Origin of the sequence: Micromonospora sp. DT53 (assembly GCF_049841535.1) — a bacterium.
Classification (GTDB): domain Bacteria; phylum Actinomycetota; class Actinomycetes; order Mycobacteriales; family Micromonosporaceae; genus Micromonospora.
Genome location: NZ_JBNCKM010000007.1, coordinates 99637 through 121407, shown reverse-complemented (window position 1 = coordinate 121407; position 21771 = coordinate 99637). Strand labels below are relative to the sequence as shown.

The following is a 21771-nucleotide window of genomic DNA, read 5'->3' as shown; positions in this document are numbered from 1 at the left end:
TCGCGGTGGCACGTTCCGAGGGCCAGGTGCCGCCGACCATGCCGTCAACGGTGATCCACAAGAACGGCGGGACCGGTAGCTGCCCCCGAATCCTTACGAGCGAGCGAGGATGATCGTCTTTCCGGTGATCCGCTCGGTCGGGTTGAGAGCCGCGACGGCGTCGTCGAGGTCCGCGACTTTGCCGATGTTCGTCCGCAGGCGCCCGTCGCGTACCCGTTGGACGATTTCAGTTAGCTGGCCGCGATCAGACGTCACGACGAAATCGATCGTCAGGGCGTCCACGGGCCGCACCTCGGGCGCCCCTACGACGGACACCAGGCTTCCTCCGGGTCGAATCAGGCCTGCCGACCGTTTCCCGATGTCGCCGCCGATGACGTCAAAAACCAGATCAGTCCCACCGACGTCCTCGAGGACGTCGTTCTCGAGGTCGACGAACTCCTGCGCGCCGAATTCGAACGCCTTCTGCCGGTCGGCAGCGCGCCCGGTGCCGATGACATAGGCGCCGAACTCGCGAGCGAGCTGCGTCACCATCGAACCGACAGCGCCGGCTGCGCCGTGCACGAGGACGCTCTGCCCCGCCCGAAGGCGGCCGTGCTCGAACAGTCCCTGCCAAGCGGTCAGACCAGAGATCGGCAGGCTCGCGCCCACCGTGAAGTCGACGTCGCCGGGCAGCGGTGCGAGGTTGCGCGCCTCGACAGCCACATACTCCGCCAGGGTGCCGTCGCGGGTCCAGTCCGTGAGGCCGAAGACCCGCTGTCCCACCGACAGTCCCGTCGTGCCATACCCGAGTGCGCTTACCACTCCGGCCAGCTCGTGCCCGGGTATCGACGGAGTCCGGTCACGGCCGAGGCGATCGGTCCAGGTCGAGGGCCATGCCATCTCGGTTGGGACGAACCCCGACGCATGAACCTGGACAACGACGTCGTTGATTGCCGGTTCCGGCTCGGGCCGCTCCACCAGCGTCATTCCGGCCGTTCCCGCAGCCTCGTCCGTCACCACGATCGCCTTCACCAGGTATCTCCTTGCATCCAGTCCTCGCCGCACTGCCACGAGGAGCACAACTGCGTTCCCAGCATTGGCGGCGCCAAGCCTCGGCGCCGTGCCACACCACGCTGACCGGTAGCGACTGCGGAGCGACGGTGAGGATGTCGCCGAGCGGCGGGGACGCCCGCCCAACTCAAAGCCGGCGCGCAGGTCGGGCAGCGCATCGCTACCGGAGGCATCCGGTCGGACGCTCCGAACCTAGTTGCGGCCAAACTGGTCTGTCAAGTCCACTATCGGGTCGGGTGATCACTGCCGTGTCAGAACGTAATCGCAGCTCAGAGCTGAGGAACAAGACGAGCTGGCACCTCAATCAAAGGCCTCGGTCAGGACTTTAGGGTCCATTCATGGCAGCGGCTGCGGGAATACGGCCGACCCGGGGATTGTCTGTACTTGCGTGTCCAGGTGGGCTCCGTTCGCCAACGCCTACTGGTACGGCGAATACCGCACCCTGTTCACGAGTGACGCCAACACCAGCACGACGACAAGCAAGGAGACGATGTGAACACCGAAAAGGCGATTCTCGCCGGCGGCTGCTTCTGGGGCATGGAGGAGTTGTTCCGTCGCCAGCCCGGGGTCGTGTCCACCCGCGTCGGGTACAGCGGCGGCGACGTCCCGAACGCCACCTACCGCAACCACGGCACCCACGCGGAGTCCATTGAGGTCGCCTACGACACCGACCAGACCGACTTCCGGGCGCTGCTCGAGTTCTTCTTCCAGATCCACGACCCGTCGACGAGGAACCGCCAGGGTAACGACATCGGCATGAGCTACCGCTCGGCGATTTTCTACACAAGCGACGAGCAGAAGCGGGTCGCCGAGGACACCATCGCCGATGTCGACGCCTCGGGCCTGTGGCCTGGCAAGGTCGTCACCGAGGTCACCGCAGCAGGGGACTTCTGGGAGGCCGAGCCTGAGCACCAGAACTACCTGCAGACCTACCCCAACGGATACACCTGCCACTTCCCCCGCCCGGGGTGGAAGCTTCCGAAGCGGACGACGGCCTGACACCTCCGGCGCGCGGACGGCGGGTCCGCGCGCCGGATCGGGGCCGAGGTGAGCGGCGGCCCGGATGAGGAGCCCGCCGGATGGGTTCGGACTCTAGCCGGAGCGCCGCTCACGGGGCGTCGCCCACAACAGCAGAGACCTCTTTTTTCTAGGACCAGATGGTCCAGTGGCACTTCCCACGGAAAATGATCTGACGATCTGGAACACGTTCATCGAGCGGACAACTCGGACGTCCGTCGGTCACCATCACGGGAATGCGACGTGACAATGATGGACTCCAAGGTCCCACCCCCCTAGATTATCTGATGCACTGGATACACTTGACAGATGAGCGACGAGCAGGTGGCTGCGCCGACGAATAGGCGGAGGATCAGTCAACGGGGCATCGCGACCCGAGAGCGAATCCTCGAGGCCGCGAACCGCCTGATGCTCGTGCGCGGAGTGAACGCGACGACCCTCGACGACATCCGCGAGGCAAGCCAGACGAGCAAGTCTCAGCTCTACCACCACTTCGCCGACAAGCAGGAACTTGTGCGCGCCTTGGTCAAATATCGAGGCGCGCTCGTGCTTCAGCGTGAGCGTGCAGGGCTCGAACGACTGAGATCATTCTCAGGGCTGGTCCGGTGGCGTAACGCGCTGGTCCAGGCCAACTCGTTGAACAACGGCAAATACGGGTGCGGCCTCGGGTCGATGGCTCTTGAGCTGTCCGATCAAGATGAGCAGGCGCGATCGTCGCTGTCGGAGACGTTCGCGGCATGGGAAAAGCTGATCAGCGATGGTCTGCACCGCATGCGGGACAGCGGCCTGCTGCGCCAGGACGCCGACCCGGAGAAGTTGGCCACGGGGTTGATGGCCGCGTTGCAGGGCGGCTACCTGCTGGCGAACGCCGCGCACGACGTCGCACCGATGGGGGTCGCGCTGGACATGGCACTGGAACACATCAAGTCGTTCCTCGTGCAGCCGTCCGGTGAGCCGACCCCCTAACTGGGGCCAATGCGACCCTGGTTCCCATCCGGCAAGCCCCCTTCACCCGACGCCACCCTCAAGACCGAGCTGATCCCTGGCCTAGCTGCGGGCCTGCTGCGCACCAAGTGACGTCCCCACGACTGGTGTGTCGTTGTGACCTGAAGGAGGTCACCTCTTGGATACCAGGATTCAGAACGTCCGACTGAACGTCACAAACGAACGACTCATGGCTCTGGCAAACGCGGGTGCTGCAGCTTTCGGCCATACCGCCACGCTCCAGGTGGACCAAGCCCTGGCTCAGCTCCTGCGATTACGCGTCGCGCAGATCAACAATTGCAGCTACTGCCTTCTGGTGCACCACGCCGCCGCCCGCGCCGCCGACATCCCGCCGCCCAAGGTCGAGACCCTCAGCGCGTGGTGGGAGACGCAACTGTTCACCGAAGAGGAACAAGCCGCCCTGGCCTATGCCGAGGTGTTGACCCGGGCCGCCGACGTCACCGTCAACGCGCGGCTCCAGACGGCACACGACAGAATGGCTGCGCACTTCACGGAGGACGAGATCCTGGAGATCGTCGCTGTCGTCATCAACATGAACATTTGGACGCGACTCAAGCTCGCCGAGGGTGCCATGCCCACGACGGCGCCTGCCGTGTGAGGTGACCCCCGGCGCTGCGATCGGAGCAGGCTCGCAGCCGTGCTGATCGCTTCGGGCGCCGACTGCCAACCATGGCGCTGCGCACGTCCGGAGGGGTCGGCGAGTGGTTCCCGCCGCCCCCTCCGGGCTGAGATCACCGTCCGTACAGTTCGAACTCGTAGAGCGAGAACCCGTACGAGGTGGCCCGCTTGACCCCGTACACCCGCACGTAGCGGGCGGTGACCGGCGCGAAGGTGGCATTGTCGACGCCGCCGTTGCCGGTGGTGGTGGCGAACACCGGCGTCCAGGAGCTGCCGTCGCCGGAGACCTCGATCCGGTACGCGGTGCCGTACGCGGATTCCCAGCGCAGCACCGCCCGGCTGACGCTGCGGGTCGCGCCGAGGTCGACCCGCAGCCACTGGTTGTCGTTGTAGCTGCTGGCCCACCGGCTGTCGAGGCTGCCGTCGACCGCCTTGCCCGGGGTGTAGCTGGTCAGGAACTGGGTGCTCGACGCGGTGGTCGGACGGCCCTGCGCCAGGTTGGTGACGTCGTCGCCCCGGTGCGCCGGGAACGAGACGACCTGCTGGTAGGTGGGGCGGTTCTGCCAGGCGATCAGCGGCTGGGTGATGCCGCCGAGGCCGGACTGGGCGATCGAGTCGGCGCACCACTGATCGCCGGCCCCGCAGGACTTGTCCCCCGGGTAGACAGTGGTGGCCGGCAGCGCGGCGGCCTGGCCGAGCGCGTCGAGCAGGGCCTGCCGGCACGCGCCGAGGTTGCCGTTGCCGCAGTACGCGCGGCCCAGCCCACCGGCCACCGAGTCGCCGAGTACGGCGCGCAGGTCCTTGTCGACGTAGCCCCACCAGCCGTACTGGAACGACGAGCCCTTGTGCGCCTGCCCCTGCGACCCCCAGCTCGCGGCGCCGTCGCGTCCCCCGTTCTGGCCGCCCGACGGCGCCTCGTTCACCTCGATGGCGTCGACGAGCGCGGCGTAGAGGTCCGGCCCGAGGCCGGGACGGAACTGCGCCGAGGCCAGCAGCGGCCACCAGGCGTCGAAGATCCGGATGGCGTCGGCGTGCTGGTAGACCTTCGAGCCGGGGGACGTCTCCACCCGACGGGCCCCGGCCTGCTGCCAGGCGCGCAGCTTGCCGACCGCCTCGGCCAGCGCCGGATCCGTGACCGGCGTGCTGTCCAGCACCCGCAGCAGGTCATCGAGAACCTGCTGGCCGCGCAGGTCGGTCACCGCCGCGTCCGCCATGATCTTGACGACGTCGGCGCGGCCGAGCTTGCGCTGGGCGATCGCGGCGCGCACCGGGCCGTCGAGCATCTGAGCCCGGTGTACGGAGCCGAAGCTGAAGTTGCCGTCCGCGGCCCCGAAGTCGCGCGCCTGCTTGTTGTTCCAGCTGACGTAGTAGTCCTGGTTGATCGACTGCGGATGCGCCGACGCCGGAGCGTAGGTGGCGTCGTTGGTGTCCGGGTTCCAGCCGGCCCACTCGTACGCCGGTTCGGCCTTTGTGGGCAGATTCGGGTCGGCGGTGGCCGGACGGACCGGGTTCGAGCCGGAATTGACGTACGCCGCCTCGGTCGAGTTGACGTAGAACCAGTTGAACGCGTACCCGACGTTGGCCGCGGACCCCTGGAAGGCCGCCGCGCTGCCCATCGCGGACGGGTCGTTGAAGGCCTGGAAGCCGATCGCCGAGTCAGCCTCGTGCCGGTAGGTCGAGCGCAGTTTGGTGAACGCGGTCGGCTGCCCGTTCACCAGGCCCCGGTGGGCCACCAGCCCGTACTTGGTTCGCAGCGCGCGCAGCGTGTATGAGCCGGCGGGGGTGGAGTCGGCCAGCGTCGGGGACCAGGAGTTGCGTTGCTCCAGCGCCTCCATGGCGAGGCACTGCCCGTGGTAGAGGTAGCGGTTGGTGCGCAGCGTCGGGGCGCTGCCGTCGGTGGTGCACAGCGGCACCGCGTACGTGTCGGTGAGGTCCTGTGCGGCGGAGGTGGCGCTCCACGCGTAGTCCTGGCCCCGGCCGAGCAGCACGTAGAGGTTGAGTCCGGCGAACGCGGCGCCGCGAGCGCTGATGCCCGGCCCCTGCAGTTCCTGGAGCATCAGCAGCTGCGGAGCGAAGTAGCCGGTCTGCGGCCCGAAGACGGCGACCGGGTTGCCGGTGGTGGTGTGCCGCCCGGAGACCACGACCGCGTTGGACATGCCGTGCGCGCGCAGGTTCGCCAGGCCGCCGAGCAGCCCCGGGGTGGCGGTGCTGGCGCCGGTGCGGGCGGCGGCCCCGCCGGTGGCGTCGTGGGCGAGGGGCTCGGCGACCACCGTGCCGGCGTCGGGGAGCACCGCGCTGGTCGCGCCGGGCGGCGTCGCCCCGTACGGGAAGCTCTGCCCGTCGTGCAGGGTGAGCACGGTCTCCGGGTCGTTCTGCGAGCGGAACGCCGCCCACACCCGGTCGCCCTCGGTGGCGCCGTACTTGGCGCGGGCGGCCACCCGGACCAGCGCGGACTGGATCTCGCTGCCGCCGCCCCCGCCGAAGAGCCCGCCGACGACGCCGGCGGTCGCGATGAGGTCGGTCATGGTGAAGTGCGTCGGCTTGCCGGCGCCGGCGAGGACGTACTCACCCGGGTAGTTGTCGTCGGCGATCGACCTGTCGATGTAGGCGTTGATCCCGGCGATGTAGTCGGCCACGTCGGTGTAGAGCTGCTGGCCCCGGGTGCCCTTGAGGCGCAACGCGTCCACCTGGGCCTGGAGGTCGGCCTCGGAGTAGGGCGAGTTGGCCCAGATGCTCTGCTCCAACTCCCGGTTGCCGGGCGCGCCGCCGGCGAACGAGGTGAGCGTGCCGCGACCGGCGTGCCGCAACAGGTCCATCACCCAGAGCCGGTCCTGGGCACCGGCATAGCCGGCGCCGAACATGGTGCCGGCGCGGGTGGTGCCGGTGACGTGCGGGACGCCGGTGGCCTTGTCCCGCACGATGGTGACGTCCGCGCGCGGCGAGACGGTGCTCTCGACCTGCGCGGCCGGTACGCCGAACGAGGCGTCGTTGTAGAAGCGGGCGATCTGCTCGTCGGTCAGCCCGGCGTAGTTGTAGACCAGGTTCGCGTACTCGTCGAGCTGGTCGCTGGAGTGCGCCGGGCGGGTGCCGAGCGCCTGGTGCGCCAGGATGGCGACAAGCGTGGCGTTGCCGTTCTGCCCGGGCGGCAGGATGTCGGCGCACTGGCCGAGGCAGTAGTCGTTGGCGGCGAACGTGGTGGCGGCCAGCGCGGGTGACGGCGGGGTCACCGTCAGGACGCTCGCGGTCAGGGCGGCGGCGGTGAACGCCGCCAGCCGGTTACGGACGGCGGTACGGGGCATGGCGATCCTCCGGGGGACGCGGAGTCGGGCCTTTCGGTCACGCCCGGCTGCCGGTGCCGACGTCTCGCCCTCCGTGCCCGGGCGTTCCACCCGGAGGTGAGAGTGACTCACATCTATCTTCGGGCAATGATCGACGCAGGATCCCCCTCGGGGATACCCGTCGTTCACCACGCGCCAATGCCGACGTTTCGCCATGAAGGCTCTTATCGCTACCCGTGCTGCTCCCGTACCTGACCCTGGCTCCTGCGATGACGCGAGCGGTGGCTGTCGTACCGGCGTGTGAGGCTTCGGGCCATGGCGACTTTCGTTCTGATCCACGGCGGCGGGGGCAGCGCCTGGGACTGGCATCTCCTCGTTCCCGAGCTGGTCAGCCGCGGCCACGACGTGGTGGTGCCGGAGCTGCCGATCGAGGACAGCTCCGCGGGGTTCGCCGAGTTCTGCCGGACGGTCGTCGACGCGATCGGCGACCGGAGCGACCTCGTGGTCGTCGGCCACTCGTACGGTGCGTTCACCGCGCCGCTCATCGCCGACAGGCTGCCGGTGCGGCTGCTCGTCCTACTCACACCAATGGTCCCCAAGCCCGGTGAGAGACCCGGTGACTGGTGGGCCAACACCGGTTACCGCAGCCCGGAAGGGCTCAGCGAGGAGCAGCAGTTCTACACCGGTGTGTCGGCCGAGATCGTCGCGGAGGCAGCGACACACAGCCGGGACCAGGCCAGCGCGGAGGGAGACGAGCCGTGGCCCCTGGACGCCTGGCCAGACGTGCCGACGAGAGTGCTCATCGCCCGGGAGGAACGGTTCTTCCCGGCGGATTTCCAGCGCCGGGTGGCCGCCGACCGACTCGGCACCACCCCGGACGAAATCGACGGCGGCCACTCGGTTCCGCTCAGTCACCCGCAGCAACTCGCCGACCGGCTGACCGCGTACCTGCTGCCCTGACGGCGGGTCAGCGGAGGCCGCCTCGGTGGGCTGACTGCCGGGTGCCGGCCCACAGTGCGTCCGCGTTGCGGTTCGCACTGCTTGCGGCCGGATCGCACGTCATTCGGCACCCGGAATGTCCGGACGCACCCGCGTCGGCCTGAACGGACGGCGGTCAGCCGGGCCGGTGTTGCGGCAGCAGCAGGCTGACTATCCCGACAGCCAGGCCGATCCCGGCTGCCATGAGGAAGACCAGGTCGTAGCCGGCGGCGAGGGCGGCAGGAGAGTCGGCGTGGGCGGCATCTGCTCCAGCCCTGGCGCTGGCGGCGGTGGCGAATACGGCGAGGGCTACCGAGCCGCCGACCTGGGTGGCGGTGTTGGCCAGGCCGCCGATGATGCCCGCGTCGCCTTCGGGCACGTCGGCGGTGGCCGCGGCCATGAGGGTGGGAAACGTCAGGCCGATGCCGACAGCGATGAACAGCGTGGGTCCGAGCACGTTGGTGACGTAGCCGCTGCTGGTGTGGGCCTGGCCGAGCCAGCCGAAGCCGGCGAGGAAGCAGGCGCTGCCCGCCAGCACCAGCGGGCGTACACCGGTTCGGGGCAGCAGGTTGGCGGCGAATCGCGCGATCACCACGAACGTCACCGCCGCGGGTGTCTGCCCGAGCCCGGCTTCAAGTGCGCTGTAGCCGAGTGCGTTCTGCATGAACAGCGAGGTGAAGTACCACATCGCGATGGCGATCCCGCCGAAGAGCAGCAGCATGCCGTTGCTGACGGCCACGGTCCGGATCGTGAACAGCCGCAGGGGCACCATCGGCTGGGTGGCGAAACGTGCCTCCACCACGGTGAAGAGGACGAGCAGGAGCAGGCCCGCCACGGCCGGCCCGAGAACCCGCACGGACGTCCAGCCCTGGTCGGCGCTCTGCATGACCCCGTAGATCAACGCGGCCAGCCCTGCCGTTCCCGTGACCGCGCCAACGAGGTCGAGCGATCCCCGCCGGCTGGCTCGCGCTCCGACCAGCGCCATCATGGCCAGGACGATCAGCGCGGCGCCGATCGGTACGTTGACGAGGAAGACCCACCGCCAGGACAGACCGGTGGTGATGGCGCCGCCAGCGAGCGCACCGGCCATCCCGCCCACTCCGCCCGAGGCGGACCACGCCCCGAACGCACGGGCCCGCGTCCGCGGCTCGGCGAAGTGCCTGTTGATCACGGCTAACGTCGTCGGGGCCAGCATCGCGGCGCCGACGCCCTGTGCGACGCGGGCTCCCACCAGGATCTCCGGAGCGCCCGCCAGGCCGCCGACCAGACTCGAGGCGGAGAACAGCAACAGCCCGGCGACCAGCATCCGGCGCGGGCCGAACAGGTCAACGGCTCGGCCGCCCAGCAGCATGAAGCCGGCGAGGGTAAGCACATAGCCATTCACCACCCAGGCCAGCCCGGTGGCGGTAAAGCCGAGATCCCGCTGGACCGAGGGCAGCGCGACGTTGACGATGGAGACGTCCAGGATCACCATGAACTGGCAGGCACAGGCCAGCGTCAGGACCATCCAGGAGGATCCGGTCCGCGGCCTGGTCCGCTGGGGTGCGGTGCGGGAACGTGTCATGGCCTGCCTCCTGGCCAATCCGCCACTCACGCGGTCCGGGAGACTGCTCGGGCCAGCGTTCCTTGCCTGTTCCCGCTGTCCACAGCCGCGTCGGCGACGTGGTCCCGCAGCAGCTGGAGCGTGATCGTGGCCAGCCGAAGTCCCTGGTATCTGGCCGCGTCCAGCGTCGCGGCATCGGGACCGTTCGCGCTCGGGCTGGTCACATGCGACGTGCCGTAGGGGTTGCCGCCCGCGGCGGACACGATCGGATCGGTGAATCCGGGCGGGACGATCAGCGAGCCCCAGTGGTAGAAGACGTTGCTCAGCGACAAGATCGTGGCTTCGTTGCCGCCGTGCCGGTTGAACGCTGAGGTGAACGCCGTCACCGGTTTGTTGGCCAGCTTCCCCTCCTGCCACAGCCCGCCGGCCTGGTCGATGAACTGCTTGAGCTGCGCGGCCGGCGCGCCGAATCGGCTCGGCGTCCCGAACGCGTAGGCATCGGCCCACGCCAGGTCCTCAAGTGAGGCCTGGGTAATCGAGGCGGTCGCGTCGGTGTGCCGCCGCCACTGTGGGTTCTGGTCGATTGCGCTGTCCGGTGCCAGCTCGGCGACCCGCCGCAGCCGCACGACGGCCCCGGTCGAGGCGGCCCCCTCGGCGACGGCCTGCGCAAGCGCATGCACACTGCCTGTCGCGCTGTAGTAGATGACAGAGACTTTCACGGTCATGTCCGACTCCCCGGTGCTGCTAGAATTAGTTATCCGCATAATGTTATGCGGATAACTAACCTGTCAAGGAGAGTCCGTGGACTTCGAGTACGCCGACGCCCTCAACCAGGCCATCCGCCTGCTGAGCCTGCGCCACCGGGCCAGGGCCGCCGCGTTGCTGGCCCCGCTCGGTCTGCACCCTGGCCAAGAGGCACTCCTGCTCGAACTCGACCGGACCGGCCCAAGAATCCAGGCCCAGCTCAGCGAGGCGCTCGGCTGCGAGCCGCCCAGCGTCACGCTCATGACCCGCAAGCTCGAAGCCTCCGGGCACATCCGCCGCGAACCCGCCCCCTTCGACAAGCGCGCCAGCATCGTCGAACTCACCGAAAGCGGGAAGGCACTCGTCGACCAGGTCAAGCTGCTATGGCACGCCCTGGCAGAGGAAACCGTGACCGGCCTGCCCGCTCAGACCGTGGCCGAACTACCCGCGATCCTCAACGCCATGACCGGCAACGTCGACACCAGACGCCCGACCACCCACACAGCCGCCGGCACTGTCTAGCCGCTCCATCGAGGAGGTTCCGGTGCCAGCTCCTTTGCGGCGAGGACCGGTCCGAAAACGGCCGACGGGCGCTCCCGCGCACGGTGAGGGAGAATCGAAGAATGTTTGTCATCAGGGAGCGGTTCTTCTCGATGGGCGACGACTTCGACGTGCTCGACGAGCACGGCACCAAGGTTTTCCACGTCGATGGCAAGGTGTTCAGCGTTCGCAACAAGGTCGTCATCGAGGACGCTTCCGGGCATGAGGTCGCCACGCTGCACCGGCACCTGGTGGCGCTGCGCCCCACCTACGAGATCCGGATCGGCGGCGAGAAGGCCGCAGAGGTCCGCAAGAAGCTCCTCACGCCGTTCCGGGAGAAGTTCACCATCGACGTGCCGGGGTCCGACGACCTGGAGATGAAGGGTGACCTGCTCGACCACGAGTACGTGATCGAGCGCGACGGCGTCGAGGTGGCCGCGGTCTCCAAACGGTGGCTGACGATCCGGGACACCTACGCCGTGCAGGTCACCGCCGGCGTCGACCCGCTGCTCATCATCGGCAGCGTCCTCGCGCTCGACCTGGCTCTGGACCGCGACAAGAAGGACGACCAGGACTGACCCCGTGAGGCAGCTGCGCTGCTACGTCAGCTGGCCCCGAGCAGGTCCCACCGGTTGCCAGCGATGTCGAGGAAGACCGCGACCCGACCATAGGGCTCGGTCCGCGGCTCCCGGACGAATGTGACATCGGCCTCGACCATCCGCCGGTAAGCGGCGTCGAAGTCGTCGACGCGGAGGAAGAACCCGACTCGGCCGGCTGCCTGGTAACCGATCGCGGCGCGTTGGTGTTCTCCGTCGGCGCGAGCGAGCAGGATCCCGGTCTGGGCACCCGGCGGCCGAACGACCACCCACCGCTTGGGTCGACCGTCATTTGTCAACGATGGGGAGTCCTCGACGAGGTCGAAGCCGAGTACGTCGGTGAAGAAGGCGATCGCGGGGTCATACTCGTCGACAACCAGGGCGACCAGGTCGATCTGCACCCAGGCAGCGTACGCGGGGACAGCGTCCTGCCGGCTGCTCCCCGCTCCCGGGTCCACCCAACAGCCCCCGCGGGCACGTCAGTCTGCTGCGTATGGCTTCCGGTGCCGGTCGGCCGGGCAATTGTCATGCCACCTTGATGACAACCTTGCCCGACGTGTGACCGTTCTCGACGATGGCGAGGGCGGCCGGAGCGTCGGAGAGTGGATGGACCGCACTGATCACGGGTGTGAGGACTCCGTCGACGGCCAACTGGGCGGACCGCTCCAGGTTCTCGCGGTCGAGGCGACGCTCGACGAACCGCCCACCCATCTCGGCCACCGACATGTCACCGACGGCGATGACGTTGCGGGGGTCCTTGGCCAGTGGGGCGACCGTCCGCAGCGAGGTGCCTCCGACCAGGTCGACGATCCCGTCGAAGCCGCCCGGTGCCAGCTCGCGTGCCGCGGCGACGACGTCCCCGGCGGTGTAGTCGAGGAACCGCACCCCGACGGTCTCGGCGGGCTCGCGCTTGGCGGTACTCCCGGTGCCGATCACGCGCAGCTCGCGCGCGACGGCCAGCCGGGCGACGAGGAGGCCGACCCCGCCCCCGACCCCGTTGACCAGGATCGTGGCGCCGGCCGGGAGGCCGAGTTGGTCGAGCGCATCCACCGCGGTCGTCCCGGCCACCGGCAGTGTTGCCGCCACGGTCGCGGACAGGCCCACCGGGATGCGCGCGGTGTTCGGTGCGGACAGCACCGTCGTCTCGGCATAGGTGCCGCCACCGGTGAGAGCGAAGCCGAAGACCGCGTCACCCACCTCGAGCCCGTCGACGCCCTCGCCGAGGGCGAGAACGGTTCCCGCTGCCTCCATGCCCAGAACAAGCGGAAACGGACGCCCGCCGTCGAGCCCGGGGACCAGACCCAGGCGCAGAAGGTAGTCGAGGGGATTCACGCCGGCGACGTCGACCCGGATCAGCACCTCGCCGCGGCCGGGGACTGGGTCGGGACGATCGAAGAGCTCCTGCACCTCGGGCCCGCCATACCTACCGAAACCCCACACCTGTCCCATTTTCTGTCGCCTCCCGGGTGACCGACCCGGTGGTTCCGGGCTCTACAGCCATCCTCACCTCTCACACCGATGTAAGGGGCAAATGGCTGAGGCGCGGGTCACAGCATCAGGCCGACGGCGTCGCCGGGTCCGGCGCCGTGGGTAGCTCCGCCCAGTGCTGGCGGTTGATCCTGATCAGCACGTCGAGCGCGTCCCGGGCCTCGGTCAGGTGCGCGATATCGGCGTCGATCCGTTCGCGCTCGCGCGTCATCGTCACGAACGCCGACTCGATCACGCCCGGGTCGCTCGGGGTCTCCACGCACGGGAGCACAGTCGCGATCACCCGGCTGGACATACCCGCGTCGAACAGCTGCTGGATCAGCGACACGCGCTCGACCTCGGCATCGGAATAGTGACGCTGCCCGGCGTCGGAGCGTGAACTGCTCAGCAGGCCCTGCTCCTCGTAGTACCGCAGTGAGCGCGGACTCACGCCCGTGCGCTTGGACAACTCGCCGATCCGCATCCCGAAAAGCCTACGCCCGCATGCGCCACGGCTCAGACCAACGGCAAGCCCCGGGCGGGTCGGCACATGTACGGCTGCGATGATCGCAGCCATGCGGTGGGTGTCGCGGTGACGGCTACGTCGGGTCGTGGAATGGCGCCGCTAGGCGGTTCGTTGGCGGTCTATCCCGGCACCTTCGATCCGTTCACGCCGGGGCACCGCGACCTGGTGGCCCGTGCTCGTGTGATGTTCGACCGGGTCATCGTGTTGCTGGCGGTGAACGCCGACAAGCGACCAGCCGCCGTGGCCACGGCCAGAGCCGCCCTCGTGCGCGACTTCGTGCCGGCAGCCTGGGGCAATGTCGAGGTGGACACGTGGACCGGCCTGACCACTGCCTACTGCCTCCGCCGAGGTGCCACGGTCATCGTCCGCGGGGTGCGAACGGCCGCGGACCTTCGCTACGAGTACCAGTTAGCTGCGATGAACGAGCAACTCGGCTTTCAAACCGTCTGGTTGCCCGCCCGTCCGCAACTGGCGGCCACGTCGTCAACTGTCGCACGCGCAGCCCGCTCGGCGCAGTCGGCCCGTCCGCCGCACAACGATGAGGAGTGACACCGGATCGGCGGGAGATCAGTGCGGCGGGTGAGCAGCCGCAGCCAGAACAAGTGCCACGTCACGCCTCGTACGGCAACGGCTTGAGCCCGTCCTCGCCTTGCCACCAACGCGAGTCCTTACCGTAGTAGATGGTACGAGCCCATTCGTTTGGCGATTCGTGGAAGATCAGGTCGTCGTCGCCAATGTGGTCGAGGTGTCCCCAAGCCTGATTCACCCGGCCCACCGCCTCGTCCCGGGTGATCGGGAATCGCACAAGCATCTCGTGCAGGACCTGCTCGACGAAATCGCGAGCCTTGTCGGACATGCGTAGTTGCAGCTCCACGGTGCACTCCTCCCTTCACCGCACCGAATTCCTATCCATCAGGTCAAACCGAACCTAGCAGTCCTCTCGGGGCTACTCGGGATGCTCCTTCGGGACGCGCAGCGTTCGCCAGAGCTTGGGGTAGTCAACCGCCGCCGCAGCCGCGGGCCGACGCCGGGCCCGCACGATGATCGCCCGCCACAGTGGACCCGTTCCTGCCGGTGGTGTGCGGATGCCAATGGCCTGGTTCATGAATAGCTCCTGGGTGTCGCAGACAGGCACACCCGGTTGCGATGAACTATGCGTGAACTCCACGACGTCGGAGTGGGGTCGTGGTTGCGCAGTCACCGCACGGTTCGGGTGCGGATTCCCTTTGGTCAGAACGAATTCACCGCGCCTCTCTACCTTGCCATCGGGTCACTACCGAGAAGTAGCTGGTCCTTCGTTCCTGACGAGATGAGGACTGATGGCAGTAAGCAAGCGGGTCGGCCTTGGCGCTGCGGTGGCCGCGCTGATCCTGACGCTGCCGGGCGCGGCGTCCGCAACCGAGCGGAGCACGTGGAACCGGGCGGAGTTGATCAAATTCGCGATGCTGCCGGCAGCGACGTTCGTTCCCGGCAGCGAACCGTCCGGCTCGTCGCTCGGCACTGCCCCGATCAACGGCATCATTCCGCCGTTCGTCGACCAACCGGTCCAGGGGTTCAGCGGCGTCCTCCGCAACACCGACGGCACCTTCGACGTGTTGTCCGACAACGGCTTCGGCAACAAGGCCAACAGCGCCGACTTCCTGCTGCGCGTCCAGCGGGTCGCGCCCGGCTTCGTCGGCGGTGCCGTCGACGTGGTCGGCGGCATCAACCTGACCGACCCGTACGGCAAGGTCCCGTTCGCTCTCACCCGCGCCGACCGGGTGCTCACCGGCGCCGATTTCGACGTCGAGTCGATCACTCGGACGGCCGACGGCACGTACTGGATCGGTGACGAATTCGGTCCGTACCTGCTGCACTTCGACCGGGCGGGCCGTCTACTGCAGGCGCCGGTGCCACTGCCGGGAGTGTTCGCTCCCGAGAACCCGGCCCGCGGTACGACGCTGGCCAACCTCGCCAGCAGCAAGGGCTTCGAGGGCATGGCCCAGTCACCGGACGGCGCCACGCTCTACCCGCTCCTCGAGGGCACGGTCGCGGGCGACCCGACGGGCACACTCCGGCTCAACGAGTTCGACGTCCGGACCAACGCTTACACCGGTCGGCGCTGGACGTACGCGCTCGACGCTGCCGACCACGCTATCGGCGACGCGATCATGGTCGACCGCGACCGCTTCCTGATCATCGAACGGGACAATGGCCAGGGCGAGACGGCGAAGGTGAAGAGGGTCTACCTGGCCGACAAGCGCGACCGGAACCGCGACGGGCGCCTCGACAAGACGCTGGTGGCCGACCTGATGAACATCGCCAACCCGCGACACGTCGGCGGGTTCGGCAGCACCTTCACGTTCCCGTTCCAGACCATCGAGGATGTGGTGATCCTCGACGACCAGACGATCGCCGTCCTCAACGACAACAACTTCCCGTCCTCCTCGGGCCGCACGGCCGGCCAAGCGGACAACAACGAGTTCATCGTGATCAAGCTGGACCGCCGTCTGGATGCCGACAAGCGCGTCCTGCGTCGCTACTGACCCGGACACCAGGGGTGGGTGGCCTGATCCGCCGCCCACCCCGCATCGGGCACCCACACGTCGCTTGTCGTCCGCCCTATTTGGGACAGGCCACGAGCACGGTCGTGATCAGCGCGGCCGCCACCGCCAGGCTCAGAGCTAGGAGCGCTCCGGTAAGGCGGTGATGGAAGGCGCATAGACGCGAGTGTGATCAGCCGGTGCCGCGCCGCCGTTGGGCGCTCCCGCAGCGGGTCGCTGTGGTGGTGGACACGATGCCGTTGCTTGACCGTCGTTTGCGGCCGGGTGCGACGTAGCGTTGAGGGCTGCCCAGGGCGGGTCCGCATGCCGCACGCCTGGCTGACGCCGATCCGCGAGACGAAAATGGTGAACGCCGGGTGCCCGTGACGAGTGAACCCCAGGTGGTCGCGCTACCGCCGTCAGCTGCCGCACCGGCGATCCCCGCGGTGTTCCGATCCGCCTCGGCCCCGGCCCGCCGCACGCTTGTCGACATTCTCGACGACTCCGTGCGCGCGTACGCCGACGCCGGTGCGCTCGACAGCGGTGCCACCACATTGACGTACCGCGACCTGGCCGATGAGGTCGAGGCCGTCCGGAAGTCGCTCTCCGGGCACGGCATCGGTGTCGGCGACCGCGTGGGCGTCCGGATCTCGTCCGGCACGGCCGAGCTGTACCTGGCGATCCTCGGCGTCCTCGCGGCAGGCGCCGCCTACGTGCCGGTCGACGCGGACGATCCCGAGGAACGCGCCGAGCTCGTTTTCGCCGAGGCGGGGGTCGTTGCGGTCCTCGGTGACGGGCTGGCGGTGTCGCTGCGTCGTACCCCCGCGGGTCAGGCCGGTCGGCCCGGCCCGGACGATGACGCCTGGATCATCTTCACCTCCGGCTCGACGGGCACCCCGAAGGGGGTGGCGGTCAGCCACGGCGCGGCGGCGGCTTTCGTGGACGCCGAGGCGCGGTTGTTCCTCGCCGACGAGGCGAGCGAGGCAATCGGCCCGCAGGATCGGGTGCTGGCCGGGCTGTCGGTGGCGTTCGACGCGTCCTGTGAGGAGATGTGGTTGGCGTGGCGGCACGGCGCGTGTCTGGTGCCGGCCGCGCGGTCGCTGGTCCGCAGCGGTGTCGACCTCGGTCCGTGGTTGGCCGAGCAGCGCATCTCGGTGGTGTCGACGGTGCCGACACTGGCTGCGCTGTGGCCGGTCGAGGCGTTGGAGGAGGTGCGGCTGCTGATCTTCGGTGGGGAGGCCTGCCCGCCGGAGCTCGCGCAGCGCTTGGCCGTCGAGGGTCGCGAGGTCTGGAACACGTACGGGCCGACCGAGGCGACGGTGGTCGCGTGCGCCGCGCGGATGACCGGTGAGGGACCGGTCCGCATCGGGTTGCCGCTGGCCGGCTGGGAGCTCGCCGTGGTCGACGGGTCCGGCGCCCCGGTGGCGATGGGTGAGACCGGCGAGCTGGTCATCGGCGGGGTGGGGCTCGCCCGATATCTGGATCCGGGCAAGGACGCCGAGAAGTTTGCGGCGCTGCCCGCGCTCGGCTGGCAGCGGGCGTACCGCAGTGGTGACATTGTGCGCGCGGAGCCCGAAGGGCTCCTCTTCGTCGGCCGCGGTGACGAACAGGTGAAGCTCGGCGGACGCCGGATCGAGCTGGGTGAGATCGACGCCGCGCTGCAGGCGCTACCCGACGTCGCCGGTGCCGCCGCGGCGGTGCGGCGCACCGCCGCGGGCAACCAACTGCTGGTGGGGTACGTGGTTCCGCACGACGGCGTCACCTTCGATGCCGCGACGGCGGCGCTGCGGATCCGTGAGCAGCTTCCGGCCGCGCTGGTGCCGCTGCTGGCCGTGGTGGACGCGCTGCCCACTCGGACATCCGGCAAGGTGGATCGGGCCGCGCTGCCCTGGCCGCTGTCCACCCCGCAGGACGCCGCGGGCGAGCTGACCGCGACGGAGGACTGGCTCGCCGGCGGTTGGGCGGAGATCCTGGGCGTACGCCCCACCGAGGCGGACGCGGACTTCTTCACCCACGGCGGCGGCAGCCTGAACGCGGCGCAACTGGTGGCGTGGATCCGGCGCCGGCACCCACGGGTCTCGGTGGCCGACATCTACCTCCACCCGAAGCTGTCGCGGCTCGCGGCGGTGCTCGATGCGCTCGACAGCTCGGCGGCGACGCGCCGGGAGGTCCGGCCGACGCCGAGGCGCGCCGGGCTGATCCAGGCGGCGATGCTGGTGCCGATGCTGGCGCTGGTCGGGCTGCGCTGGCTGACGGTCCTGGCTGCCCTCGGCAACGTTTTCGCCCTGCTCGCGCCGGTGCCCTGGGCACCTGTCGTGTCCTGGTGGTGGGTGGCGCTGGGCTGGCTGCTGCTGTTCAGCCCGCTGGGCCGGATCGCCGTGGCCGCCGCGGGAGCGCGACTGCTGCTGCGCGGGGTACGCCCCGGCAGCTACCCGCGCGGTGGCGGCGTGCACCTGCGACTGTGGGCCGCCGAACGCCTCGCCGAGCTGTCCGGCGCCACAAGTGTCGCCGGAGCATCGTGGATGATCACGTACGCCCGGGCTCTCGGCGCGCAGATCGGGGCCGACGTCGACCTGCACTCCGCGCCACCGGTGACCGGCCTGTTGAAGCTGGGTCGCGGCGCGGCGATCGAGCCGGAGGTCGATCTGTCCGGCCACTGGGTGGACGGCGACGTCGTCCGCATCGGCAGGGTCCGGGTCGGCGCTGACGCCCGGGTCGGGTCCCGCAGCACCCTGATGCCGGGCACTCGGATCGGCAAGGGCGCCCGGGTCGCCGCGGGCTCGACGGTTGCCGGCGCCGTACCCGCCAACCAACATTGGGCCGGCTCACCGGCCGCGGCCGCAGTTGGCAAGGATTCGGACGGGTGGCCCGGGCAGCGTCCCCCTCGATCGCGGACGGGCGCACGTCTCTGGCCGCTCGCGTACGGGTTGACCGCCCAGTTGCTGGGGCTGGTTCCGGTCGTGGCCGCCCTGCCAGCGCTCGCCCTGCTCGGCTGGACGCTCGCCATCCGACAAACGGTCGGCGCTGTGCTGGCCGCCGTCGCGGTGGCGACCGTCGCCTACGTGGTGGGCTACGCGCTGCTGGTGCTCGGGGCCGTCCGGGCGCTCAGCATCGGCCTGCGGGCCGGGTACCACCCGGTGCAGGGGCGGGTGGCGTGGCAGGTCTGGACGACCGAGCGGCTGATGGGGATGGCCCGGGTGGGGCTGTTCCCGCTCTACGCCAGCCTCTTCACACCCGTGTGGTTGCGGCTGCTGGGCGCCAAGGTGGGACGCGGGGTGGAGGCATCCACCGTGCTCGCACTGCCGGCGATGACCACGGTCGCCGACGGGGCCTTCCTGGCCGACGACACAATGGTCGCGACCTACGAGCTGAGCCACGGGTGGCTGCGTGTCGCTCCGGCCCGCATCGGTAAGCAGGCGTTCCTCGGCAACTCGGGAATGGCGGCGCCCGGACGTTCGGTGCCGAAGCGGGGCCTGGTCGGGGTGTTGTCGTCAGCGCCGTTCAAGGCGAAGAAGGGTTCGTCCTGGCTCGGCGCACCGCCGATGCCGCTGCGCCGGACAGTGGAAGCCGCCGACACCAGCCGCACCTTCGACCCGCCGGTCCGGCTGAAGCTCGCCCGCGCGGCGATCGAGCTGTGCCGGATCGTTCCGGTGATGTGCGCCGGTGCCCTGGCGACCGGCGTCCTGGCCGCACTCGCGCTCGTCTGGCGGGCTGCGGGGTGGTGGGCGGCCGCTCTCGCCGCCGGACCGGTGCTGCTGGGTGCGGCGATCGCCGCCGCCGCCATCGCGACGGCCGCGAAGTGGCTCCTGGTTGGGCGCTTCCGAGTCGCCGACCGCGCGCTGTGGACCTCCTTCGTCTGGCGCAACGAACTCGCGGACACGTTCGTCGAGGTCCTCGCCGCGCCGTGGCTGGTCCGTTTCGCGACCGGCACGCCACTGCTGACGGCGTGGCTGCGCACGCTCGGTGCGAAGATCGGCCGGGGCGTCTGGCTGGAGACCTACTGGCTGCCCGAGTACGACCTGGTGCGCCTCGGCGATGGCGCGACGGTGAACCGCGGTTGTGTGGTGCAGACCCACCTGTTCCATGATCGTGTGATGAGCATGGACCAGGTGACACTGGGCGCGGGGGCCGCGCTGGGCCCGCACGGCATCGTCCTGCCGGGCGCGAGCATCGGCGCGCGGACCACCGTCGGGCCCGGTTCACTGGTGACCCGCGGCGACGTCGTGCCGAGCGACAGCCGGTGGTTGGGCAATCCGATCACCACCTGGTCGACGCCAGCGGCACGGTCGGTATGAATCCACAGGCGGCGTCGGCGTCGAGCGGCGCAACGCCCGGCGCCGGTCGCTCCGGCGACTCCTACCTGCCCGAGCACGGCAACGGCGGCTACCGGGTGCGGCACTACGACCTCGACCTCGACTACCGGGTCGTGTCGAACCGGCTCGCTGGCCGGGCGGACATCACCGCGGCGGCCGTGCAGTCGCTCTCTCGGTTCACTCTCGATCTCGGCCGGTTGCGCGTTCAGGACGTCCGGGTGGACGGGCGCCCGGCGAAGTACCTGCACCGACCGGACAAGCTGCAGATCAAACCGGAGCGGCCGATCGGTGCCGGGGACACCTTCCGGGTGGAGATCCGGTACGCGGGGAAGCCGGTGCCCATCTCCGGCCGGTGGGGCGAGCTCGGGTGGGAGGAACTCACCGACGGGGTGCTCGTGGCCAGCCAGCCGAACGGTTCGCCGTCGTGGTTTCCGTGCGACGACCAGCCCGGCGCCAAGGCCACCTTCCGGGTGGCGGTCACGACCTCCTCCCCGTACACCGTCCTGGTGACCGGTGATGCCGTGCGACAGCGCCGTGGCGCGGGCACCACGACCTGGGTGTACGAGCGCCGCGAGCCCACCTCGCCGTACCTGATGAGCGTGCAGATCGGACGCTACGAGATGGTTGATCTGGCTGTCGGTGAGGTGGCGCAGCGCGCGGCGATCCCGCCCGCGTTACGCCGGAACGTCACTCACGACTTCGGCCGACACGGTCAGATCATGTCGGCGCTGCAGCGGCTCTTCGGGCCGTACCCCTTCCGGGAGTACGTCGTCGTGGTTGCCGACGACGACCTCGACGATCCGGTCGAAGCGCAGGGCATGGCGGTCTTCGGGCGAAACCACGTCGACGGGCGGCGCACGCACGAGCGGCTGATCGTGCACGAGCTGGCCCACCAGTGGTTCGGCAACAGCCTCACGGTGGCGGACTGGCGACACATCTGGCTCAACGAGGGCTTCGCCACCTACGCCGAATGGCTGTGGTCCGGCGTCTGCGGCGACCTGCCCACAGACGCCCTGGCCGCGCAGTGGTACGCGTGGGTCGCGGCTCGCCCGCGCCACGTCGTCGTCGCGGATCCCGGCGTCGACCGGATGTTCGACCCGCTGGTCTACAAGCGTGGCGCACTGACGGTGCACGCCCTGCGGAAGAGGGTCGGCGACGAGTCGTTCTTCGCGCTGCTGCGAGCCTGGGTCGCCGAGCACCCACACGCGACGGTGACGACCGAGCAGTTCCGTCTGCACGCACAGCGCTTCGCCCGCGAGCCCTTGGACGGCCTGTTCGCCGCCTGGCTCGACAGCCCGACGCTGCCTCCACCACCTCGCTGAGACCTCACACCGAGTCGTCGGTCGGGCGAACACTGCGCCTCGTTCCGCATCGGCGTCGGCACGCCGTCGTGTGGAGAGGCGCCGGCAATCTCACCTGAGCAGAATCCGGGACGCATCGACGCATGCGAGCTGTCCCAACGGATAGAACTCCTACTTGACAGGTAGGATTACTCGGATACTGTCGGTGCATGGCCAGCCACCAAATCCCGCTCGACGGCACCGCGGTCGCGGTGTCGCGGGGATGTTGTCGTG

19 protein-coding genes are annotated in these 21771 nt (G+C 69.4%); 10 read left to right on the top strand and 9 right to left on the bottom strand.

Translation table 11 applies throughout. The features are described 5' to 3' along the window. Positions 1-93: 93 nt before the first annotated feature. Positions 94-1011, bottom strand: coding sequence for an NADP-dependent oxidoreductase (locus tag ACLQ3B_RS22440; protein WP_425782649.1), 918 nt, complete (start codon positions 1009-1011; stop codon positions 94-96). A gap of 531 nt (positions 1012-1542) precedes the next feature. Between ACLQ3B_RS22440 and msrA the strand changes: the two genes are divergently transcribed. The 3 genes from msrA (at position 1543) to ACLQ3B_RS22425 (ending at position 3670) form a co-directional block, all read left to right on the top strand. After that, positions 1543-2049: a peptide-methionine (S)-S-oxide reductase MsrA gene (gene msrA / locus ACLQ3B_RS22435; protein ID WP_425782648.1), complete on the top strand. Its 507-nt coding sequence runs from the start codon at positions 1543-1545 to the stop codon at positions 2047-2049. Positions 2050-2376: 327 nt separating this feature from the next. Then, positions 2377-3033, top strand: a complete 657-nt coding sequence (locus tag ACLQ3B_RS22430; protein ID WP_196924001.1) for a TetR/AcrR family transcriptional regulator — start codon at positions 2377-2379, stop codon at positions 3031-3033. Positions 3034-3241: 208 nt separating this feature from the next. Next, entirely contained in the window at positions 3242-3670 is a 429-nt protein-coding gene (locus tag ACLQ3B_RS22425) for a carboxymuconolactone decarboxylase family protein (protein WP_425782647.1), read from the top strand. Between the two features lie 133 nt (positions 3671-3803). On the opposite strand, the gene ACLQ3B_RS22420 is transcribed toward ACLQ3B_RS22425, so the two are convergent. Continuing rightward, positions 3804-6989, bottom strand: coding sequence for a penicillin acylase family protein (locus ACLQ3B_RS22420; protein ID WP_425782646.1), 3186 nt, complete (start codon positions 6987-6989; stop codon positions 3804-3806). A 294-nt stretch (positions 6990-7283) separates the two neighbouring features. Between ACLQ3B_RS22420 and ACLQ3B_RS22415 the strand changes: the two genes are divergently transcribed. Continuing rightward, positions 7284-7928: an alpha/beta fold hydrolase gene (locus tag ACLQ3B_RS22415; protein WP_425782645.1), complete on the top strand. Its 645-nt coding sequence runs from the start codon at positions 7284-7286 to the stop codon at positions 7926-7928. 154 nt (positions 7929-8082) lie between these two features. On the opposite strand, the gene ACLQ3B_RS22410 is transcribed toward ACLQ3B_RS22415, so the two are convergent. Both ACLQ3B_RS22410 and wrbA read right to left on the bottom strand, forming a co-directional pair. Further along, a complete protein-coding gene (locus tag ACLQ3B_RS22410; RefSeq protein ID WP_425782644.1) occupies positions 8083-9510 on the bottom strand; it encodes an MFS transporter in 1428 nt (475 codons plus the stop codon). 26 nt (positions 9511-9536) lie between these two features. Then, positions 9537-10214, bottom strand: a complete 678-nt coding sequence (gene wrbA / locus ACLQ3B_RS22405; RefSeq protein ID WP_425782643.1) for an NAD(P)H:quinone oxidoreductase — start codon at positions 10212-10214, stop codon at positions 9537-9539. A gap of 76 nt (positions 10215-10290) precedes the next feature. Between wrbA and ACLQ3B_RS22400 the strand changes: the two genes are divergently transcribed. Both ACLQ3B_RS22400 and ACLQ3B_RS22395 read left to right on the top strand, forming a co-directional pair. Further along, a complete protein-coding gene (locus ACLQ3B_RS22400; RefSeq protein WP_425782642.1) occupies positions 10291-10755 on the top strand; it encodes a MarR family winged helix-turn-helix transcriptional regulator in 465 nt (154 codons plus the stop codon). 83 nt (positions 10756-10838) lie between these two features. Beyond that, a complete protein-coding gene (locus ACLQ3B_RS22395; protein WP_425782641.1) occupies positions 10839-11351 on the top strand; it encodes an LURP-one-related/scramblase family protein in 513 nt (170 codons plus the stop codon). A 26-nt stretch (positions 11352-11377) separates the two neighbouring features. Here the strand turns inward: ACLQ3B_RS22395 and ACLQ3B_RS22390 are convergent, their stop codons facing one another. The 3 genes from ACLQ3B_RS22390 to ACLQ3B_RS22380 form a co-directional block, all read right to left on the bottom strand. Further along, entirely contained in the window at positions 11378-11770 is a 393-nt protein-coding gene (locus ACLQ3B_RS22390; protein ID WP_425782640.1) for a VOC family protein, read from the bottom strand. Positions 11771-11894: 124 nt separating this feature from the next. Then, positions 11895-12818 carry an NADP-dependent oxidoreductase gene (locus ACLQ3B_RS22385; protein WP_425782639.1) on the bottom strand — a complete coding sequence of 308 codons (924 nt, stop codon included), beginning with the start codon at positions 12816-12818 and terminating at the stop codon, positions 11895-11897. Positions 12819-12924: 106 nt separating this feature from the next. Further along, entirely contained in the window at positions 12925-13320 is a 396-nt protein-coding gene (locus tag ACLQ3B_RS22380; RefSeq protein ID WP_425782638.1) for a MerR family transcriptional regulator, read from the bottom strand. Between the two features lie 66 nt (positions 13321-13386). Between ACLQ3B_RS22380 and coaD the strand changes: the two genes are divergently transcribed. Further along, positions 13387-13911: a pantetheine-phosphate adenylyltransferase gene (gene coaD / locus ACLQ3B_RS22375; protein WP_425782637.1), complete on the top strand. Its 525-nt coding sequence runs from the start codon at positions 13387-13389 to the stop codon at positions 13909-13911. 61 nt (positions 13912-13972) lie between these two features. Here coaD and ACLQ3B_RS22370 read toward each other — a convergent pair whose 3' ends face one another. Together ACLQ3B_RS22370 and ACLQ3B_RS22365 are read right to left on the bottom strand one after the other, a co-directional pair. Beyond that, entirely contained in the window at positions 13973-14236 is a 264-nt protein-coding gene (locus tag ACLQ3B_RS22370) for a hypothetical protein (protein ID WP_425782636.1), read from the bottom strand. Between the two features lie 72 nt (positions 14237-14308). Beyond that, complete coding sequence (locus ACLQ3B_RS22365; protein WP_425782635.1) at positions 14309-14467, bottom strand: hypothetical protein; 159 nt, start codon at positions 14465-14467, stop codon at positions 14309-14311. 214 nt (positions 14468-14681) lie between these two features. On the opposite strand from ACLQ3B_RS22365, the gene ACLQ3B_RS22360 reads away from it, so the two are divergent. From ACLQ3B_RS22360 to ACLQ3B_RS22350, 3 genes are all read left to right on the top strand, one after another. Next, positions 14682-15887 (top strand): esterase-like activity of phytase family protein, encoded by a 1206-nt coding sequence (locus ACLQ3B_RS22360; protein WP_425782634.1) that lies wholly within the window; start codon positions 14682-14684, stop codon positions 15885-15887. Between the two features lie 380 nt (positions 15888-16267). Then, entirely contained in the window at positions 16268-20179 is a 3912-nt protein-coding gene (locus tag ACLQ3B_RS22355; RefSeq protein ID WP_425782633.1) for a Pls/PosA family non-ribosomal peptide synthetase, read from the top strand. Continuing rightward, positions 20176-21519 carry a M1 family metallopeptidase gene (locus ACLQ3B_RS22350; protein WP_425782887.1) on the top strand — a complete coding sequence of 448 codons (1344 nt, stop codon included), beginning with the start codon at positions 20176-20178 and terminating at the stop codon, positions 21517-21519. Before ACLQ3B_RS22355 ends, ACLQ3B_RS22350 begins: the two co-directional genes overlap by 4 nt. Positions 21520-21771: the final 252 nt, after the last annotated feature.

Excerpts from the sequence above, each read along its gene's own strand:
- ACLQ3B_RS22430 (WP_196924001.1), top strand. The coding sequence starts at position 2,377 with ATGAGCGACGAGCAGGTGGCTGCGCCGACGAATAGGCGGAGGATCAGT.
- ACLQ3B_RS22360 (WP_425782634.1), top strand. The coding sequence starts at position 14,682 with ATGGCAGTAAGCAAGCGGGTCGGCCTTGGCGCTGCGGTGGCCGCGCTG.
- ACLQ3B_RS22410 (WP_425782644.1), bottom strand. The coding sequence starts at position 9,510 with ATGACACGTTCCCGCACCGCACCCCAGCGGACCAGGCCGCGGACCGGA.
- ACLQ3B_RS22415 (WP_425782645.1), top strand. The coding sequence starts at position 7,284 with ATGGCGACTTTCGTTCTGATCCACGGCGGCGGGGGCAGCGCCTGGGAC.
- ACLQ3B_RS22420 (WP_425782646.1), bottom strand. The coding sequence starts at position 6,989 with ATGCCCCGTACCGCCGTCCGTAACCGGCTGGCGGCGTTCACCGCCGCC.
- ACLQ3B_RS22365 (WP_425782635.1), bottom strand. The coding sequence starts at position 14,467 with ATGAACCAGGCCATTGGCATCCGCACACCACCGGCAGGAACGGGTCCA.
- coaD (WP_425782637.1), top strand. The coding sequence starts at position 13,387 with ATGTACGGCTGCGATGATCGCAGCCATGCGGTGGGTGTCGCGGTGACG.
- ACLQ3B_RS22385 (WP_425782639.1), bottom strand. The coding sequence starts at position 12,818 with ATGGGACAGGTGTGGGGTTTCGGTAGGTATGGCGGGCCCGAGGTGCAG.
- ACLQ3B_RS22350 (WP_425782887.1), top strand. The coding sequence starts at position 20,176 with ATGAATCCACAGGCGGCGTCGGCGTCGAGCGGCGCAACGCCCGGCGCC.
- wrbA (WP_425782643.1), bottom strand. The coding sequence starts at position 10,214 with ATGACCGTGAAAGTCTCTGTCATCTACTACAGCGCGACAGGCAGTGTG.
- ACLQ3B_RS22380 (WP_425782638.1), bottom strand. The coding sequence starts at position 13,320 with ATGCGGATCGGCGAGTTGTCCAAGCGCACGGGCGTGAGTCCGCGCTCA.
- ACLQ3B_RS22425 (WP_425782647.1), top strand. The coding sequence starts at position 3,242 with ATGGCTCTGGCAAACGCGGGTGCTGCAGCTTTCGGCCATACCGCCACG.